Here is a 15,285-nt window from a genome sequence, read left to right as displayed (position 1 = left end):
CTCCGACGGTCGGTGGACACGGTTGGGTGAGGGATGGACGACACACTCCCCGCCGTGACCCCGAACTCGCGAATCCGATTCCACTTTCAATGCTTGAACAATCGACAGCATGCCAACTCTTTCGAGATGCGCTTGGATTGCAACGCCCTTAGCATGAAAAGTGGCTGGGGGCACAGGGGAACGGTAACCCCGGGCACGTCGCATAACCTCCAGGGACAACAGGAGGGGTGACGCGATGTCATCCACCAAGAACACCGCTCTGGACGCAGATCAAGATATTGCCGGATATGCCAGATCCTCGTGGTGGCAACGCACTGTTGCCCATATTGCAGAACTCCAGTGCCAACTCAACCGCATCAAGTCGCTCAAATCTCAGGGGCTCGCACCGCACGAGGAAGAGATTGCGACCAAAATTGAGACGCATCTCAATGCTGCGCGACTGGCGGCAGACCGCAGAAAGAGCCCGTGGTCCGTAATTACTGGAGCGGACATAGACCGGGCATTCGCCAATATACACAGAGCTGAAACAAACATTCTTCGCCTCACCCCCAAAGAAGAGTTGGGCGAGTTGGGGACACTCGTACTGGCGAACGCTCGACAGCATCTGGGCGAGGAAGATCCTCGACGCGCCAAGCTGGAGGTTCAGCTCCAGAACAACGGCCACAGGCTCACCGAAGAGATGCGCGAACTCGCCGTCACGACTCTGCTGGCCGCCCAGATGGCAGAAGAAAAGGAACGGGCGAGGGCTCGGAGCTTTCGAAACATACTACTGGCGTCCGTGGTGGCGACGACGGTAATTGCTGGACTCTTCATCCTGTGGGGCTTTTTGTCTCCCACGACGATCGCGTCAAACATCTGCTTCATCCCAGATCTGGACAAGCCTCAAGTCTGCCCCATCGGCAGCACGGAAACCGGTCAGGACATGCTGATCGTCATGGCTTTCGGTTCTGCGGCGGCGGCTTTCGCGGCGGCAGTCTCCCTGAAAGGAATACAGGGAACGTCCACCCCGTATTCGGTCCCCTTGATGCTGGTACTCCTCCGTATCCCGGTAGGGGCCCTTGCCGCCCTCATGGGCCTTGTTCTGATCCATGGGGGATTCATTCCAGGTCTTTCAAATCTGGACAGCGCACCGCAGATTATCGCCTGGGCGATCCTGTTCGGCATTCTGCAAGAGAGCGTCACACGGCTGGTGGACCGGCAGGGTAAGGACATCCTAAATAATGTGCGCGGAGCCGAACGCGAGTTCCAGAGCTCCAGCACAAAATCTGACCGCCGCGAGAAATGACCGCGGCCCACAGCACACCTTGCACACCTTCGGCCAGCGGATCCGGCCTGCAGGCAGCTGTAGTGGTGGTACGGGTGTGGCACGCCCCCGGATACGACGAAGGGCCAGCCCGAGAGAACCCGAGAGAAAAACCCTCCTGAGCTGGCCCTACTTCCTGTGCCCCCGACAGGACTCGAACCTGCGACATCCGCTTGAGAAGTTCGATCGAGCGGCTCTGATACGGCTCTCGCAGTCCTACCGGCATAACGTGTGTGATCGCTCAAGGCCGCCTACGTCCACGGTTGTTGATGTCAGTTGGTTTGCTGTGACCGGCAAGGTTCGCCGGGTGGACGGTGGGCGTGCACTTCCCGCTGAATCGGGCACGGATGGGGCACGTGCACCTTCTGATCCGTAGCTCTACAGAGAACGGTCGGGGACGGTCATACCGGTTGCTCGGGGGTGTCGGAGGAAGGTTGGCGGTCGGGGGCGGTTGCTGGGGTTGCTGTATCTGGTTGCTGTACAGCTGCGGAAACTCTGCGGGCGTGGGCGAGGTTGTTGCGGCTGGTCAGGGTGTCGGGGTGGGTCGCGCCCAGAACCTGCTCGAACTGGACGACGGTGGCCTCCAGCAGGGGGATGGCCCGCCCCAGGTCCCCCACCTTGGAGTAGGCGGAGGCGAGGTTGTTGCGGCTGGCCAGGGTGTGGGGGTGGGTCTCGCCCAGGACCTGCTCGTACTGGGCGAGGGTGACCTCGTACAGGGGGATGGCCCGCCCCAGGTCCCCCACCGTGTAGAAGGCGGAGGCGAGGTTGTTGCGGCTGGCCAGGGTGTCGGGGTGGCTGTCGCCCAGGACCTGCTCGTACTGGGCCAGGGTGGCCTCCAGCAGGGGGATGGCCCGCCCCAGGTCCCCCGCCGACTCATAGGCGCCGGCGAGGTTGTTGCGGCTGGCCAGGGTGTGGGGGTGGGTCTCGCCCAGGACCTGCTCGGACTGGGCGAGGGTGGTCTCCAGCAGGGGGATGGCCCGCCCCAGGTCCCCCACCTTGGAGTAGGCGGAGGCGAGGTTGTTGCGGCTGGTCAGGGTGTCGGGGTGGCTGTCGCCCAGGACCTGCTCGCGCTGGGCCAGGGTGGCCTCCAGCAGGGGGATGGCCCGCCCCAGGTCCCCCACCGTGTAGAAGGCGGAGGCGAGGTTGTTGCGGCTGGTCAGGGTGTCGGGGTGGCTGTCGCCCAGGACCTGCTCGAACTGGACGACGGTGGCCTCCAGCAGGGGGATGGCCCGCCCCAGGTCCCCCACCGACTCATAGGCGCCGGCGAGGTTGCTGCGGCTGGTCAGGGTGTCGGGGTGGGTCTCGCCCAGGACCTGCTCGAACTGGACGACGGTGGCCTCCAGCAGGGGGATGGCCCGCCCCAGGTCCCCCACCTTGGAGTAGGCGGAGGCGAGGTTGTTGCGGCTGATCAGGGTGTCGGGGTGGGTGTCACCCAAGGCCTCCTTGGACTGGGCGAGGGTGGCCTCCAGCAGGGGGATGGTGCGGGCTGTATGCCCCTGGTGGTGGAGACGGTTGGCGGCGGTGGCGTACGCGTTGGTGAGGCGGACGTTGTGGTGTCCGGGTGCGGCGGTGGCGGCGAGGGTGACCAGGTGGGGGGTGAGGGTGTCCCACTGGCTGTCGGTGGTTCCCTGTCCGGGGAACGGGGTCAGATGGCGCAGGACTGCTTGCTCGGCGCGGTCGCGTCCTTGCAGGTGCCGGGGTGCTTGGGTGGTGTCGGCGGGCGGGGCGGCGCGTAGGACGGTTTGGACCAAGCGGTGGATGGTGACGGTGGTGCCGGTGTCGGTGACCATGCTGTAGGCGGCGAGGGTGCCGATGGCTTCCGCGGTGTCGTCCGGGTCGGCGTCGGCGGGGGTGAGGAGGGAGTGGGGGATGTCGTCGGGGGCGAGCCAGGCGGCGGTGTGCAGTAGATCCACAGCCAGCGGATGCTCAACCTCCAGGGTCTGGAGGGTGACGTTCCAGACGCGGGCGATGGTGCGCTGGTTGTCGATGCCGTGGGCGGTCCTGGCGAGCTTGGTGCCCAGACGGCGCCGGTACGCGTCCATGCTGACCCCTCGATTCTGGGCGAGGTAGGCGCCGGCCTGTTTGACCGCCAGCGGCAGACACCCCAGATCAGCGACGAGCGCGCGGGCGTGCACTTTCTGCTGAGGTGTGGGCTGGATGTCCCTGAACACCAGATCGCACAGGAGCGTGGTGGCGTCGTCGGGGTCGAGGTTGCCCAGGCAGAGTGTGGCGGCGCTGTCGGGCCAGCCGGTGGTACGACGGCTGGTGGCCAAGTGGTGGCCCCGGTGAAGTGCGCCGGTGTAGGGGGCGAGGTCGGCGGGGTCCTCGACGTTGTCGTAGATGAGCAGCCAGTCCCGGTGCCAGGCCAGCCATTGCTTCGCCCACGACAGCTGTGCCCCGCGCTGGGCGGAGGCTGCCCAGTCGGGGACCAGTGCCGTAGTGAGCTCGGTGAGGGAGGTCTCGATCTCGTCGGGGGAGGCGGCGTTGATCCACCAGATCAGGGTGTAGTCGCTGCGGTGGCGGTGGGCGTAGCGCAGGGCGAGGGTGCTCTTGCCGATCCCGCCCAGCCCGTGCACCGCTCCGCTCTGCGTGATCGCTCCCTCGCCCCCGCCTGCCAGGATGCGGCGCACCTGGCTCAGTTCTTCATCCCGGCCTAGGCAGAGGGTGGCAGGGGGCAGGTTCGACGTGCCCGGGGCCGCGGTGACCTTGTCCGGCGCCTGCAATGCTTCGGTCGGCAGGACGTGCACATCTCCCGTGTAGGCGTCTCTGATGCGCTCGGCTGCGATGGCTCGCTCACCGGAAGCCTCGATCTGCTGCCCGGCTGCGATGTCGTCCGTTGTCACGGCTGGGGCGGGGTGTGACCGTCGCCGGTGATGGCGGTGCCGATGTGCTGAGCTGCGATCGACCGCTCACCGGACGCCGTGATGGTAACCATGCCCACAGCCGGAGCAGGCAACAGGGCGGACAACTCCTCCTGCAGACCGGGATCGTCCTGCAAAGCCCGCCGCAGGAGCCTGCTCAGCACTGCTGTGGAGTAGGCATTGTCTTGTTCGTCGGCGGCCTCGTCCACCACGCGTTCCAGCTCGGCCCGGCCCGCCTCGTCCCCACGCCGCCACACCAGCTGAAGAATCCGCTGCCCCAGACCCACCGTGGCATCAGCGGCAACTTCCTGCGCCCGCGTCAACACCGCCACCCCATACGCCCCCACAGCAGCCGTCAGGTACGGGCCCGCCTGCTCCACCAACTGCACAACCTCAGCACCCACTTGCTCCCCCTGTTCTGCGGCTCCGAAGGAACCCAGCGTAGAAACACCGCCCCTTCCATGAAGCCAAAACGCCCGAACCGCCCGCAACGGTTCCTACACCGCTCACTGACCACGGGCGAGGACAACCTCACCGCTGACGTGCCATCAGCTTGGGAAGCAGTGATCACTTGAGGTTGATTCGGTAGCTGACCTGGGCGAACGTTCGAGCCATGGCGTCTTCGGGCTGGGCCGTCTTCCCCGTGATTCCCCGCTCGATGTGGTGCGCTTGTGGTGCGGTCGGGCGGTCGTGGGTGTCCGAAATTGGTGTGCGGCGGGTCGTGGTGGTCGGCACGCTGGGGCTATGAGTCGTTGGAAGCTCTACGACAACTGGTACGCCGATTTGGCCGGCCTGGCTGTTGAACAACCGCGGGAGCGCCGGGCCTTCGCGGCTGAGCGGGCTGAGGGTGCCGTGGTGGGTGGCACGGGTCGCAACCCCAAGGCTGGCGGGAGTGGCGGCAGCGGCTTCGTGCTGTCGATGACGAACTTCTGAGGCGGAGTGTCCAGGGAGCGTAGCCATCGTGTGAGCCGGTCTGAGCCTCCGCCGACGACAGTCCGCCACGATGGCGGGTGCGGCAACCGATCAGGCGCGCGTGTGTCTCGCCGCACTCCCACCTGTCTCAGCCACGTTGTCGGTGTGTTCCGTTGACGAGACACGGCCTGAAGCACCGTACGGTGGGTGCACTTCGGGGTGGGGGTGGTACTCCCCTGGGCCCCCAGAGCCGACGCCGGGCCGGATAGCGTTTCCCGCCATGAAGATCGTGATCTGGTCCTTGCTTGCTCTGCTCCTCATCATCTGCGCCATCGGCGGCTTGCTCAGCGCCGTGAATGGTCATGATGCCCCAAGCGTCATCCGTGGACTGGTTGTCAGCGCCCTGTTTTCCCGCGGGGCTTGGGGCAGTTGGAAGAGGGCATCTCGCCCCCGGGCCCCGCAGATTGCCCACATCGAAGAACCGCACCAGAGACTTTGGCGGCGACGATGACTGCACCCCCGCCGGCCTGAGCCACGCTGTCACCCGTCGACCAGAGCAAGTCTCGACGGCGAAAGCGCATGGGCGGCTCCTTGCTCGATGACCTCTTCGTCCCGAAGCAACTTGGGCGAGTGTTCGGTCTTGGGCTGGTGTGCCGCGTACCTGCGCTGACGGTCCACTGGCGTTCGCGTCCGTCCGTCGTTGTCCGCTGGCGTTGTCACGCAGTTAGACACTCACCTGAGGGTGGCTCTGTGCGCGTCGTTGCGGCGCGTGTGGGGAGGGCAGGATTGGGGCGGCGGTGAAGGCGACCGATCATGCCGGCCGGTGGCCGACGGCCAGCAAGTGGGAGCTCGCCGCCAGCAACTCGGGGTACGGCTCCGCCATGCGCGCTGCGGTCAGGGCCGACTCGAAGAGTGGGGAGTCTGTGAGGGGCTCGCCGGTGTGGCGTTCGGTGGCGGCCAAGAGGGACCATGCGGGGCCCTCGATGCCGTAGACCTGGGTGTCGGTGAAGTCGGCGGTGGCTACCTCGTCGAGGAGTTGGGCGCCGCTGTGGAAGTACGCCTTCGTGAACGCCTTCTTTCCGTCGTGGATCTGGGTGGCGAGGATGCCGGAGATGCTTTCGCGCAAGGGTTCCTTGTGGAGGTGGGCGAAGGCGGTGTGTTCGAAGAGGGAGGCATAGCGGTTGATGCCGGCCGCCGCGAGGAGGCCGCCCGGCTTGAGGACGCGGTGGGCCTCGGCGAGGGCCCGGTCGCGGCCGGTGCGGTCGGGGAGGTGGTAGAGGGGGCCCAGGAGGAGGACTACGTCGTATGAGGCGTCTTCGGCCGTGAGGTGACGGGCGTCGCCCAACTCGGCTGTTGCGCCGACCCGTTCGGCCTGGGGCAGGTGGCGGGGGATCGGGTCGACGAGGTGGACGTCGTAGCCGTCCGCGACCAGCCATCGGGCGTGGACGCCGGGGCCGCCGCCCACGTCGAGGATCCGGGCGGGCGGGGGTGGCAGGTGGCGGCGCAGCAACTCCTGGGTGCGCACCAGTTCCAGGTGGCCGTCCGCCGTCGTGGACAGTCGGTCGGCCTCGTCGATCGTCTCGGCGTAGAACCTCACGATCTCCGGCGCTACCTCAGGGCTCGTCATACGGGCATTCTGGATGCGAACCGGTGGACCAGTCCAATGATCGGAAACGACAGCCATGCCGCAGCTGAAGTACGAGCAGATCGCCGAGGATCTACGCACTCGGATCGCCAACGGCGAGTTCGGTCCCGGCGATTTGCTTCCCTCCGGCCGCGATCTGGCCGAGCAGTGGGACGTGTCGAGAGCCACCGTCGTCAAGGCGTACGACGTCCTGCGCAACGACGGCCTGGCGACCGCTCGGCAGGGTGCCGGATTCGTCGTCGCCGAGACACCTGTCGCCCGGCCTGCGGGTGCCCGTCGCGCCGGTTCCACACGAGTGACGGGCGGCGCCCCATACCGGCGCATCGGTGTGCCCGACCGTACGGTGCCGCCGCCGCACGTGGCGGAAGCGTTGGAGTTGAAGGCGGGCGAGAAGGCACTGCGGAGAATCCGGCTCGTACTGCTCGACGACGGCTCCCCGCACTCGCTGGTAACGGCCTGGTTTCCGCCCGTCATCGCTGACGCGGCCCCGCGCCTGGCCATGAAGGGGCCCATCGCGGAGGGGACCACGCACTACGTGCGACGCGAGACGGGTCGTATCCCGGCGGAGGGGACGGACACGACGTCAGTTCGGCTGGCCGATGACGAAGAGGCCCGTCTACTGGAGGTGGAGCAGCCGGCAGCGGTGGCCGTGGTGCTGCACGTGGCCGTCGACCAGGATCATCGACCGCTCGTCTGCGAAGAGGGAGTGAGTGCCTCACATGTGTTCGAGCAAGTCGACAACTACCCCATGAGGTAGAGAAACTGACGTTTCGCTTGACTGGACCGGTCCACCGGTCCAGTCTTTTTTGTGTCGCACAGGACCGCTTTCGCGACGCAGTCACTCCACGCCCCAACAGTGGGCAAGGCAGACCCCGGCGACCGCCGTCACGGTCCCGGGGCATGGCCGATCTGACTAGGAGACCGACAATGCACCTTGTATCACGGGCACTCGTACGGGTGAGGACAGTGCTCTTCGGGCCGCCGCCTGAACCCAACCGCGCGGCCCACGAACCGGACGCGGCACCGGCTACCGCGCCAGGCCTACCCGCCCACCACCCCTCCCCCGAGATCTGGGCCGCCATCCTCGCCGGCGCCCGGCGCCGCAGAAGCCGATGTCCGTGGCCGCCTGCCGAACTCCCCGCCATCGCCGACGACGACATCGCCAGCACTCTCGTCGGCGCCTACCTCATCCTCCCCGAGGCGCGTCAACGGGCCCGGCAGGCACGACAGTTCGCGGAGGTGAGCTGATGGCCGAAGGGCAGGTCGGGGCCGTCGCCCGGCGCGTCGAAACCCCCATGCTCCGCGCCTACCGGCTGTGGTTCGAGCACACCCGCACGTGTGCCGACGGCTGCAAGGGCAGCCCCAGGGCCCAGGAGGGGTGCGAGGACGGACGGCGGCTGTGGGGCACGTACCGCCTCACGCGCATCGGGAGAGTCGGGGAGGCCACACCATGAGCTGGACCATCGTGCGCACACCCGGGCGGCCGGTACGCCGCACCGACGACGACCGGATCGCCGTACCGCTACGGCTGACCCGTACCGGCGGAGACCGCGGAGAACTGACCGACACCGACCTGACCCTCACCCTCACCCTCGCCGAAGCCGAACACCTCCACGCAGCCCTCTGCCGCTCCCTCGACGGCCGGCCCCCGCCCCCGGCCGCGCCGGACTGTCGTCAACCCGTTCAAGTCTCGCCCGGGGCCGCACACATCATCGGTCGCGCGTAACCGACACGGCCCCGTACCCGGCGGTTGCCCACCGGACACGGGGCCGAACATGCCGCCCTATTGATCGTCAGCGGCGCTTCACATCACCCTTCCCACACGCCAGACCATCCCTGTTCCGGTCCAGCTTCAGCGGATCGTCCCTGCCGTTGACCTTCAGGCGCCCGTAGTCGTTCTCCCTCAGCCACTCGCACCGCGACGCCGTCGTCTTGCTGACCTCCTTCGGGAAGGTGGTCGGGACGCAGACGTTCGCCGTGCCGTAGTGGCGGTCGCAGCCGGAGATCGTGGGGCTGACCTTTTTCGACTTGGTCTTCTTCAGGGGGCCCGTGGTCTTGCCCTCAGGGGCGTCCGCGAAGTCGTGGACGTGGGCCGAGGGGGCGTCGCCGGAGGCCTGGGCCAGGGCGGTCGGGCCCTGGAGGTGGACCCACTCCGCCACCGACGGGACACCGTTGGCGTCGACCGCGAAGAGCATGTACCAGCCGGGCGGGGCCAGGTTGGGATTGCTCGTCACGTTCAGGTCGATGTTGTTGCCGTCGACGGACAGGGGCAGGTCCACGAAGCGCTGGTTCGGGTCGGAGGAGTGGGTCACCGCCGCCGGACGGATCAGTTCCGCCTTGGCGATGGGCCGGTCCACGGTGATGCGCTGCGTGTCGCCGTACACCCACTCCTTGTCGATCACCGACGTGATCTTCGGTCGCGGGCCCTTCAACAGGTACGGCGGGGTGTAGATCGACACGTCGTGGTTCCACGTGCCGTTGCCCGGGTTGTCGCCCGTGGTCATGACGCGGCCGTCGGGGAGGAGGAAGGCCGAGGAGTGGTATCCGCGCTCCTCCGGGTCCGTCGCCACCGGGTCGAACGTGTTGGTCGCCGGGTCGTAGATCGATGTCTCGAACACCGGGTCGGCACGGTTGTGCAGCGCGCCACCCGTCTCCAGCACCTTGCCGTCGGGCAACAGCACCGCCGAGACGTACATCTTGCCCTGGTTACCCGTCTGGGCGACCTTCCCGTTGCCCAGATCCACCGTGCCCTGCGGGATCGGCGGGCCCGCGACGTACGCCGGGTTCGCGGCCTTCAGGTCGATGACGTCCGTCAGGCGGTTCGCCTCGGGGTTGGACTCGATGTTGCCGCCGCCGAGCGTGAGCACCTTCTGATCCTGGGCCGGGGGCAGCAGCACGCTCGCGGACTGGTCACGCTCGTCCTTCCGTTGCAGACCCGGGACCTGGGTGATCGTGTTGGCGCCGTAGTCGTAGATCGCCGAGCCCGTGCCGGGGATGTTGTTGCCGAAGACATGGCTGCCGGAGTAGAAGAGGCGGCCGTCCTGCATGAGGATCATCGACGGGTACAGGCCCCAGTACGACCAGGTCTGGTTGACCTTCCAGAGCTCCAGCCACTTCTGCTCGGCGTCCGACCACAGTTCGGCCGCCACCGAGCCGGTGGAGTCCTCGCGCAGACCGCCGAACGAGATGACGTCACCGTTGCCGAGGATCGTCGCCGACGGATACCAGTGGCCGTCGTTCATGTCGTTGGTCTTGCTGTAGGTCTCGGTGACCGGGTCGAAGATGTACGAGTCCTTGTAGCCCTCGTAGCCGTGCGAACCGTCCGCCGCCGGGTACGCCTTGTTGCCGCTCATGACGAGGACACGGCCGTCGTCCAGTTGCACGTGGCCCGCGCAGAACATGTCGTCCGGCGTCGGGATCTGCTTGTACGTGCCGTTCTTCGGGTCGTAGACCGCGGAGGTGAACGTGCCCGCCTCGAACATCTCCTCGCTGTTGCCGGAGCCGGCGATCAGCAGCACCTTGCCGTTGTTGAGGACGACGGAGTGCATGGAGCGGACGGGGTTCTGGGTGGGGAGCACGTCCCAGCGGCCGTTCTCGCACTCCTCAGCCGTGCCCGTGCAGTCGGGCTCGGGGACGGGGTCGGCGACCTGGTCCATCGTGTAGTCGTCGGTGGTGACCGAGCCGGTGCCGTAGACGGAGACACCCCAGGTGATCCGGTCGGTGCCGGCCGGTATTTCGGGGGTGCGGACCGTCGCCTCGGTCCAACTCGCCGCCATGTCCAGCGTCTTGAGGTCGGTCCAGTACTGCCAGCCCGCCGTGGTGTCGTGCCGGAAGAGGGTGACGGACGTGTCCGGTGTCGTCGACTTGTACCAGAGGGCCAGGTCGTACTGCTTGCCCACCGTGACGGAGGGCGCGCAGGCCGCCGACTCGGTGATCAGGGCCTTGCGGTCGCCGGAGACCCGGCGGGTCAGCTCGACCTTCATGGCCTTGGTGCCGGAGTGGGCGTCCGCCACCGTGGTGAAGGTGAAGTCGTTGTCGCCCCAGCCGGACTTCTCCCAGCAGTACGGCATCCCGTCCGTACCGGCGGTCTCGAAGCCGGGGTTCTGGATGAGGTTGGCGGCGGACGCGGACTGGGGCGAGATCAGCAGGAGGCCGGCGGCGAGTCCTCCGACCGCCAGCAGGGCTGTTCTCCGTCTGGGTCTGATACGGAACCGTCTGGGTCTGCTACGGAACCGCAAACGGCTCTTCAGGTGGTTCATCACACGGCTCTCCTTGCCGGCTCGGCCTGCATCATCTGCTCGCCGTGCTCCCCACGGCGAGACGTCTTTCGCGGCAGATAGACCAGCGCCTCGGTCCCCACGAAGCGCAGCACGAACGTCGTCACCAGGGCGAGCGCGGTCGCGGGCAGCGCCCCCATCTCGAACCGGCCGACGAACAGGGCGATCAGGGGGATACGAAGGACCAGGTCGGCGTTGGCGAGCAACGCGAACCGGCCGATGCGGTCCCAGCCCTTGCGGTGCCTGCGCCGCTCGCGGAAGAGCAGGTGCTCGATGAGGAAGAAGTTCCAGAGCACCCCGAGCTGGTTGGCGAGGATCTCGGCGGGGACGTAGTGCATGCCGGCCGAGGTCAGGGCGTACAGGCCCGCCAGGTTCGGCAGGAAGCCGGTGACGCCGATCAGCCCGAACACCATCATGCGGGCCAGCGGGGAGGCGGTGCGCAGGCCGACGAGGTGGCGCAGGAAGCGCAGGCCCTCCTGCGCGGTCGACTTGGACTCGCCGGCGTACCGGTCCTGGAAGACGAACGGCACCTCCGTGACCTGGCGCGGGCGGCTGCGCACGGCGAGTTCGAGGAGGATCTTGTAGCCGAGCGGCTGGAGGATGTCGGCGGTGACCGCGCTGCGGCGGATCGCGAAGAAGCCGCTCATCGGGTCACTGATGCCGTGCAGCCGGCGCGGGAAGAGGGACTTGGTGAGCCAGGTCGCGCCGCGCGAGACGGCGACGCGGTAGCTGCCCGCGAGTCCGGCCCGGCTGCCGCCCTTGATGTAGCGGGAAGCGACCACCAGACCCGCTGACGAACGCTCCCCGGTCGCCACCAACTCCGGTACCAGGGACGGCGGATGCTGGAGGTCGCCGTCCATGACGACGATCCAGTCGGACGTGGCCGCCTTGATGCCCTCGACGACCGCGCCGCCGAGTCCGCCGACCGGTTCGTCGCGGTGCAGCACGGTCACCGGGAACGGGCAGTCCTGCGCGGCCTCGTCGATCACCTCGGGGGTGTTGTCGGTGGAGTCGTCCACGAAGACGACCTCGCAGGGCAGCCGCCCGGGCACCGTCTCGGTGATCTGGTGCAGCAACTCCCGTACGTTGGCCGCCTCGTTGAAGGTCGGCACGACGATGGTGACGGCCCCGGGCTCGGGAACCTCGGCACCGCGCACGGCCGGGTCGCCCAGTTCCTCGGGGGCGGTGGACTCATAGCTTCCACTGCTCATCGGTCGCCTCCAGCGGCCTCGGTATCGCGGATCCGGTCGTCGCCGCCGGCCGCGTCGGTCTCGCGCGCTCGTGCGTCGCCGCCGGCGGCCTCGATCTTGCGGATCTCGATCCGGTCCTCGCCGGTGCCGAAGGTGGCGACCGGCGTCGAGTTCTCCATCGCGCCCTTGACGTTGGGCAGGTCGACGGCGTCGCGCCGTACCGTCGGGGAGGCGACCACGTAGTCGAGGTCGCGCCAGCCGCGCGGCATCGTCTTCGTCACCGCGGGGTCGAGGTCGGCCTTGTAGAACCAGATGACGCCGAGGCCGGGCTTGTAGCCCTCGTGGACGAGGTCGAGCCAGAGCGCGTCGTCGACGAGGACCCGGGTGTCGCCGGGGTCCTCGACCTCGGAGCCGAGCCACTGGGCGGCCTGCCGGTAGGGCGCGTTGGCGTCGAACGTCATCGCGGTGTGGTTGCCGTCGTACCAGCGGGGGACGACGTACACCGCCGCGGCCGCGGCCAGGGCGACGGCGACCACATGCCGCCCCCAGGTCAGGGCCCGCCTCTCGGTCGCGCTCCGCCACCTGCGCAGGACGCCGTGCGTGACGCTCGCCGTGCCGCCCGCGAGGACGAGGGCGAGGAAGGGCAGGGCCTGGAGGACGTACATCGCGGGCAGATAGCCGGGACGCAGGGCCATTCCGGCGAGGATCGCGACGGCGAGCGCGGGTCCGGCGAGTGCCCGCGCGGTCACCGACCAGCGCCAGGTGACCAGGAGCAGCAGCGCTCCGGCGAGGCCGCCGAGGGGCAGGACGCGGTCGTAGTAGAGCCAGGACTGCAGGACGCCGTACGAACCGGTGCCCTCGGTGAGGATGAAGCCGGAGCCGGGGCGGCTCATCTGGTAGACGATGCCGTCCCACAGCGACACATGGCCGGCGCCGGGCAGCAACTCGCCCTTGAGCAGGGCGAACAGCGGGTACGAGACGCCGATCAGGGTGCAGGCGGTGACGGCGCCGGTGAGGGCGAACTTCCGGGTGTCCCGGTGGCTGTGCCGCCACATGGTGAGCATCACGGCGGGCAGGACGAGGAGCATCGTCTCCTTGGTGAGCACGGCCGCCGCGGCGGCCAGCCCCGCCGCGAAGTGGTGCCAGAGGTGACGGCTCGGTGAGGCGGCGAGGCAGAACGCGAGCAGCGTCCACATCACCGCGATGTTGTCGAGGAAGATCTCCCGCTGGAGCACCACCGACAGTGGGGAGAGCCCGAAGAGGGCCATGCCGAGGCCGGCGGCCCAGCGGGGCAGCGAGAGGCGGCGGCCGAGGACGTAGACCAGGACGGCGCTGATGGCGCTGATCAGCAGCATCACCGCGCGCATCGAGCCGACGGTCATCGACTCGGGGGCGAGCTGGGCGGGGATCCAGGTCAGTACGGCTATCTGGATCCAGCCGAGGGGCGGGTGGTCGTACCAGTAGGTGTAGTGGGCGAGCCCTCTGCCCTCCTGCACGGCCCAGGCCTGCGCGAGGTAGGTGCCCTCGTCGTCGCTGAGGGTCGGGTAGTCGGCGATGTTCCACCCCTGCACGATCATGATCGCGACGAGGAGGAGACCGCAGAGGACCAGGTCGGAGCGTGAGTCGCGCAGGCGCTTCGGTGAAGGCGTCGGGGAAGCGGAGGCGATCGTTCGACTGGTCGAACCGGCTGCGGGCGCAGCTGTCCGCTGCGCGGGGACCTTGACTTCCGTCTTGGTCGCCGCGGGAAGTGTGGAGGTCACGCAGGAACGTCCTCTCGGGTCACGTTCGCGAGATGTGCGCCGACGTGGCTGGTCAACTCCCAGTCGTTGCGGCCGCGTTGCTCACGCCACACCGCGCGTACGGCGGCGAAGGCGAGGAGCACCTGGTAGAAGGGGCCGCCCACGACGAGCTTGACGTAGTGGACGAACCGGACGCGCAGGCCGTACTGCTTGCCGAAGTCGTGCAGTCCGACGACCTCGAACACGAAGGTGACGAGGGCGGTGACGGCCGGCAGGAAGGTGATGAAGGCGACGCCCACGGGGACGTCGAGGAAGAGTGCGACGGCCACGTTGAGCGGGATGATCACGCCGGAGACGGCCTGGAGATACGGCGTCATCAGCGTGTAGCGGGCCAGCAACCGCTGCCGGAAGCCGGGCAGTTGCTTCCAGTCCTTCTTCCGGTAGACCTGGAGGAAGCCCTGGTTCCAGCGGGTGCGCTGCTTCATCAGCGACATCAGGCTGCCGGGGGTCTCCTCCCGGGTCACCATGTCGGAGTCGTAGGCGACGACGACCTTCTTGCCGACGCTCGACAGCCGGACGCCCAGGTCGCAGTCCTCGGCGAGGCAGTTGGGGTCCCAGCCGTCCGCCTCGCGCAGCACGTCGGTGCGGACGAAGACGGTGTTGCCGCCGAGCGGGATGAACCCTTTCTGCGCGTGCAGATGCAGCCGGGACCGGAACCAGAAGAAGTACTCCAGGCAGTTGCGCAGGCTGTACCAGCTGGAGTTGTAGTTGATGAGCTGCACACCACCCTGCACCACGTCCGCGCCCGTGGTGCGGAAGGCGTGGTCGACGTGGGACAGCAGCTCGGGATGGACCTGGTCCTCTGCGTCGAAGACCCCGACGACGTCCCCGCGGCAGTGCGGGAGCGCCGTGTTCATGGCCTTGGGCTTGTTCTTCTTCTCGTGGTGGTCGACCACCACGCGGACGCGCGGGTCGCGCTCCTCGGCGGCCCGGGCCACCGCGGTGGTCTCCGGGTCGTCGTGCCCGACGATCACGATGATCTCGTAGTCGTCGTGGCTCGATTCGAGCAGTCGTTGGATGGTGTGGTCCAGCACGGCCTGTTCATGGCGTGCGGGCAGCAGCAGCGAGAACGACACATGCTCGTCGCCGTCCGGTCTGCTGAACCGGGTGGAGGCCAGCACTTCGGGCGTGCGCCAGGCGTGCATCTGCCACCACAGGGTGAAAGCCGCCATCCAGAACAAAACCAGCGAAACGACAGCTATGAAGACAGACGTCAGCAAGATAGATCCCCCCGGATCCCCAATACCCCCTGTCGCGACGGGCGATGACGCCCGTCGCGTGACTGTGGAGAGACTAAG

The 15,285-nt window shown here is 67.8% G+C and carries 13 protein-coding genes; 6 read left to right on the top strand and 7 right to left on the bottom strand.

Annotation, left to right across the window (positions count from 1 at the left end; genetic code table 11):
- Nucleotides 1-235: 235 nt before the first annotated feature.
- Entirely contained in the window at nucleotides 236-1,285 is a 1,050-nt protein-coding gene (locus OG272_RS31585) for a hypothetical protein (protein ID WP_326578114.1), read from the top strand.
- Nucleotides 1,286-1,704: 419 nt separating this feature from the next.
- Here OG272_RS31585 and fxsT read toward each other — a convergent pair whose 3' ends face one another.
- Both fxsT and OG272_RS31575 read right to left on the bottom strand, forming a co-directional pair.
- Nucleotides 1,705-4,146 carry an FxSxx-COOH system tetratricopeptide repeat protein gene (gene fxsT / locus OG272_RS31580; RefSeq protein WP_405895328.1) on the bottom strand — a complete coding sequence of 814 codons (2,442 nt, stop codon included), beginning with the start codon at nucleotides 4,144-4,146 and terminating at the stop codon, nucleotides 1,705-1,707.
- The gene (locus OG272_RS31575) at nucleotides 4,143-4,568 is read right to left on the bottom strand and encodes a hypothetical protein (RefSeq protein ID WP_326578116.1); all 426 of its coding nucleotides are present in this window, start codon (nucleotides 4,566-4,568) and stop codon (nucleotides 4,143-4,145) included. Before OG272_RS31575 ends, fxsT begins: the two co-directional genes overlap by 4 nt.
- A gap of 340 nt (nucleotides 4,569-4,908) precedes the next feature.
- On the opposite strand from OG272_RS31575, the gene OG272_RS31570 reads away from it, so the two are divergent.
- On the top strand, nucleotides 4,909-5,097 hold the full coding sequence (locus tag OG272_RS31570) for a hypothetical protein (RefSeq protein WP_326578120.1): 189 nt from the start codon (nucleotides 4,909-4,911) through the stop codon (nucleotides 5,095-5,097).
- A 790-nt stretch (nucleotides 5,098-5,887) separates the two neighbouring features.
- Here the strand turns inward: OG272_RS31570 and OG272_RS31565 are convergent.
- The gene (locus OG272_RS31565; RefSeq protein ID WP_405895327.1) at nucleotides 5,888-6,703 is read right to left on the bottom strand and encodes a class I SAM-dependent methyltransferase; all 816 of its coding nucleotides are present in this window, start codon (nucleotides 6,701-6,703) and stop codon (nucleotides 5,888-5,890) included.
- 55 nt (nucleotides 6,704-6,758) lie between these two features.
- Between OG272_RS31565 and OG272_RS31560 the strand changes: the two genes are divergently transcribed.
- The 4 genes from OG272_RS31560 (at nucleotide 6,759) to OG272_RS31545 (ending at nucleotide 8,447) form a co-directional block, all read left to right on the top strand.
- Nucleotides 6,759-7,478, top strand: coding sequence for a GntR family transcriptional regulator (locus OG272_RS31560; protein WP_327728022.1), 720 nt, complete (start codon nucleotides 6,759-6,761; stop codon nucleotides 7,476-7,478).
- A 170-nt stretch (nucleotides 7,479-7,648) separates the two neighbouring features.
- Nucleotides 7,649-7,969 carry a hypothetical protein gene (locus tag OG272_RS31555; protein ID WP_327728023.1) on the top strand — a complete coding sequence of 107 codons (321 nt, stop codon included), beginning with the start codon at nucleotides 7,649-7,651 and terminating at the stop codon, nucleotides 7,967-7,969.
- Entirely contained in the window at nucleotides 7,969-8,175 is a 207-nt protein-coding gene (locus tag OG272_RS31550; protein ID WP_405895326.1) for a hypothetical protein, read from the top strand. Before OG272_RS31555 ends, OG272_RS31550 begins: the two co-directional genes overlap by 1 nt.
- Nucleotides 8,172-8,447, top strand: coding sequence for a hypothetical protein (locus OG272_RS31545; RefSeq protein WP_405895325.1), 276 nt, complete (start codon nucleotides 8,172-8,174; stop codon nucleotides 8,445-8,447). Before OG272_RS31550 ends, OG272_RS31545 begins: the two co-directional genes overlap by 4 nt.
- A gap of 67 nt (nucleotides 8,448-8,514) precedes the next feature.
- Here OG272_RS31545 and OG272_RS31540 read toward each other — a convergent pair whose 3' ends face one another.
- From OG272_RS31540 to OG272_RS31525, 4 genes are read right to left on the bottom strand one after another with little or no spacing between them, the layout of a single operon-like run.
- Nucleotides 8,515-10,980, bottom strand: coding sequence for a galactose oxidase-like domain-containing protein (locus OG272_RS31540; RefSeq protein ID WP_326578130.1), 2,466 nt, complete (start codon nucleotides 10,978-10,980; stop codon nucleotides 8,515-8,517).
- Nucleotides 10,980-12,209, bottom strand: coding sequence for a glycosyltransferase family 2 protein (locus tag OG272_RS31535; RefSeq protein WP_326578132.1), 1,230 nt, complete (start codon nucleotides 12,207-12,209; stop codon nucleotides 10,980-10,982). The genes OG272_RS31540 and OG272_RS31535 overlap by 1 nt, the downstream gene beginning before the upstream one ends.
- Entirely contained in the window at nucleotides 12,206-13,948 is a 1,743-nt protein-coding gene (locus OG272_RS31530) for a phospholipid carrier-dependent glycosyltransferase (RefSeq protein WP_327728026.1), read from the bottom strand. Before OG272_RS31530 ends, OG272_RS31535 begins: the two co-directional genes overlap by 4 nt.
- A complete protein-coding gene (locus OG272_RS31525; protein ID WP_326578136.1) occupies nucleotides 13,945-15,207 on the bottom strand; it encodes a glycosyltransferase in 1,263 nt (420 codons plus the stop codon). The genes OG272_RS31530 and OG272_RS31525 overlap by 4 nt, the downstream gene beginning before the upstream one ends.
- Nucleotides 15,208-15,285: the final 78 nt, after the last annotated feature.

It is taken from the genome of Streptomyces sp. NBC_00104 (assembly GCF_045160825.1).
Classification (GTDB): Bacteria; Actinomycetota; Actinomycetes; order Streptomycetales; family Streptomycetaceae; genus Streptomyces.
This window is presented reverse-complemented; position numbering and strand designations above follow the sequence as displayed.

Excerpts from the sequence above, each read along its gene's own strand:
- OG272_RS31535 (WP_326578132.1), bottom strand. The coding sequence starts at position 12,209 with ATGAGCAGTGGAAGCTATGAGTCCACCGCCCCCGAGGAACTGGGCGAC.
- OG272_RS31560 (WP_327728022.1), top strand. The coding sequence starts at position 6,759 with ATGCCGCAGCTGAAGTACGAGCAGATCGCCGAGGATCTACGCACTCGG.
- OG272_RS31550 (WP_405895326.1), top strand. The coding sequence starts at position 7,969 with ATGGCCGAAGGGCAGGTCGGGGCCGTCGCCCGGCGCGTCGAAACCCCC.
- OG272_RS31540 (WP_326578130.1), bottom strand. The coding sequence starts at position 10,980 with ATGAACCACCTGAAGAGCCGTTTGCGGTTCCGTAGCAGACCCAGACGG.
- OG272_RS31570 (WP_326578120.1), top strand. The coding sequence starts at position 4,909 with ATGAGTCGTTGGAAGCTCTACGACAACTGGTACGCCGATTTGGCCGGC.
- OG272_RS31585 (WP_326578114.1), top strand. The coding sequence starts at position 236 with ATGTCATCCACCAAGAACACCGCTCTGGACGCAGATCAAGATATTGCC.
- OG272_RS31555 (WP_327728023.1), top strand. The coding sequence starts at position 7,649 with ATGCACCTTGTATCACGGGCACTCGTACGGGTGAGGACAGTGCTCTTC.
- OG272_RS31565 (WP_405895327.1), bottom strand. The coding sequence starts at position 6,703 with ATGACGAGCCCTGAGGTAGCGCCGGAGATCGTGAGGTTCTACGCCGAG.
- OG272_RS31545 (WP_405895325.1), top strand. The coding sequence starts at position 8,172 with ATGAGCTGGACCATCGTGCGCACACCCGGGCGGCCGGTACGCCGCACC.